The organism is Candidatus Magnetaquicoccus inordinatus (assembly GCF_004217665.1).
GTDB classification, from domain to species: Bacteria; Pseudomonadota; Magnetococcia; order Magnetococcales; family Magnetaquicoccaceae; genus Magnetaquicoccus; species Magnetaquicoccus inordinatus.
On the sequence record NZ_RXIU01000318.1, the window covers coordinates 1 to 2,841 of the forward strand.

The 2,841-nt window shown below is 55.5% G+C and carries 1 protein-coding gene and 1 pseudogene; both read right to left on the reverse strand.

The window, feature by feature from the left end:
* Positions 1-196: 196 nt before the first annotated feature.
* Positions 197-2,284: a 3'-5' exonuclease gene (locus tag EJP87_RS15150; protein WP_130472699.1), complete on the reverse strand. Its 2,088-nt coding sequence runs from the start codon at positions 2,282-2,284 to the stop codon at positions 197-199.
* Positions 2,281-2,841: pseudogene (locus EJP87_RS15155) on the reverse strand (site-specific DNA-methyltransferase); the annotation flags it as partial. The pseudogene EJP87_RS15155 and the gene EJP87_RS15150, both read right to left, overlap by 4 nt.

Consider the following 2,841-nt stretch of genomic DNA (forward strand, 5'->3'; position numbering starts at 1 on the left):
GTGCGGATTGGCGCGCATTTTTGCGCCAATTCGCACAGCATCCCCATGGGGGTAGAGCTGGCGAGTCATCGCAAACCGGGTAGAGATGGCGAGTCATCGCAAACCGGGTAGAGCTGGCGAGCCATCGCAAACCGGGTAGAGATGGCGAGCCAGCACGAACCTGAATAGTTACAGATTTATTCACAAGCTCGGAGCACTAACGAACGCTTTTCTCATGTTGCGCATGGGTATCGATCAGATCAGCCAAAAACTCCGATGCCGGGTCAACTCCAGTGAGCAGGAGATGATCTCTGGCCCTGGTACAGGCAACATAGAGCAGATGGCGTTCGGTGTTATAAACCTCTTCCAGATCCGACTCATCCGTAACCGCTTCTATGCGCTCCTGTAATGGGATAACATCCTCATCGCACGCCATCACCACCACAGCAGGAAATTCCAGCCCTTTGGCCAAGTGCATGGTGGCAAGCACAATATGACCGGGAAGGGTTTCCATGCGCTCATCCAGCTCCACATAGGCAGATCCGCAGTGGCTGAGCGCTTGTTTTGCCCGTTCCATTTGTGGCCTGTCGCGGACAAAAACAGCAATCTCATGGAGCTGCAAGCCCTCACGCAGCAGATCACCCATCCAGGCTGCCACAAGCTGCGCCTCTTGTTGGGCATCATGGCAGAGATGAATTGTCGGAACCGGTCCGTTAAAGAGGGAGATGGTCCCGACACGGCTCTCTGAGTTGCCATCCACATCACTCAGCACTGTGGGCAGTAAGCGATCGGCCAAATGGCGAATCTGCTGAGAGGTACGATAGTTGACACGCAAGGTTTGCGATCGACCCCGCACCTCCACCCCCAGCGCTTTCCAGGAAAAGGGCTGTTGCATGATCCGTTGGCCCAGATCACCCGTGAAAAAAAGGCTATTGGTACGGGCTCCCCCCAAGCCGGCAAAAAAACCTATCTCTGCCACCCCCATATCCTGTGCTTCATCGACCACGGCAAAATCAAACAAAGGTGCATCCCGATTGGCAAGCTGCCTGCTGATGCGGGCAAAGATCTCCGGCCATGTCACCAGATTGCGTTGCGACAGCTCCTGTTGCACATGTACGAAAATCGACCATAGCATCTCTCTCTGTTTGCCACCAAGGCGGGTTTTTCGTCCCAGACGGGGCACATCGCGATAGCTCTCCCAACTGCGCAGTTGCCAGGCATCCACTATCTCTGCCCACTCACCGAGCAGAAAGCGGCTGGAGAAGAGTGGCTTGCCAAATCGCGAGGAGCCCTCTTCCAACAACTGCAGCAGAAGATCCTGAGAAACCAGGGTTGGTGCAGAGAAGCTGTGGGTATAGAGCTCACGAGCGATGGCGCGGATGGAACGCACGACAATTCTGGGTTGGTCACCTGCCAATAAAACGAGCTTGTGCTGCAGGGCATGGGCCAGCGGTTCTGAAAAGGTGGTCAGCAACACCCGACTATGCGGGTAGCGGCGCGCCAGATGAACAGCCCGATGCAAAGCCACGACGGTTTTTCCGGTTCCCGCCGAACCGGAAACTCGGACGGGCCCCGCATAATCACCTTCGACCAGTTGGCGCTGGGAGGGATGCAGAAAGACAGCCCACTTTTCCCAGGGATATTCAAGGGCACGTTGCAGTTCATCCAGGCTGGCCACCACCCGAAAGCGTCGTTGGGCATCCGGATGCGCAAAGGGATCCACTCCATTGACAGGCTGCGGAGTGGCTTGTGGTCTGTTGCCGGTGGCCAGGACCAGAAGCGCTTCGGCGGCCTCCTGGGGCAACTGTTCGGCAATCTTCAGCAGGGTATCTTCGTTGGCATTATAGACAGCACCCACCCACTCTGCGGGCACACTGTAATGCAGCAGATCATCCATGGGCAGGTGGGCAAACAGAGCGGGTTTGGCACTCAAGCGATCCACCACCAGCGCATCGGCCGTGGCGACCTCCTCGGCAACCTCGCGCAACGCAATCAATTGCGCTGCACCGCTGATGGGATGGGGTTCAATTTTGCGTCGTTCCGCCCAGCGATAGGCCCCATCATGGTGATCGACATAGGCCAGCAACAGGCTGTCAGCGCTTTTGTGAACGATCAATTGAATATCATCCGTGATGCGCATAGACCAAAAGCGGGCATCCTTGGCACGTTCCAGCTTGTGCATTTTCAGGTTAGGTGCAACCGGGTTGAGATGCAGATCGAAGGCGGCGCTCTTGACAGCCTTTTGTTCCTGAGCCGTCAACCGGGCGAGACTGCCCGTAAAGGTATCGGCGATACGAAAGTTCATCCTGTCACCCCAAACACCTTCATCACCTCATCCCCCAAATGGTTAATAACCTTGACGGCAATCCGACCGGATGGCGGTTTGGCAAAGGGACGGGAGGTATCCCGATGCAGGGAGGACCAGGCTTCGGCGTCAATCTCTGCCTTGAGGCTGGTTTTTAACGCCCGATAGGGATCGTTGGCACCCAAAAAATAGGCATGGCGAACAAAAAAGCTCTCCTCGTTATAGTCGGTATCGATAAACCAGCAGGCGATTCCTTCCGAACCACTGGTATGGATCTCGCCGGTTTGGGGGTGGAAGACATCCACACCATGGATTTTTACCTGAATCAATCCTTTCCCGGCTTCCTGGATGGTGATATCCGGTTCACCAAAGATGACAAACAGGTTGCCCTTGCCGGTATTTTTTAAATTGTCGGCCATGTGCAGATCGGCATTCATCCGGGCCTTGAACACATTAATATGACCCAGCTTATCAAAGTCAGCAGAGTGGGCATCATAGTTGAAAGCACAGGCAATCAGCAGATCAAAGCCTGCCTCGCCCGCCTCGCGAGCAGCCCC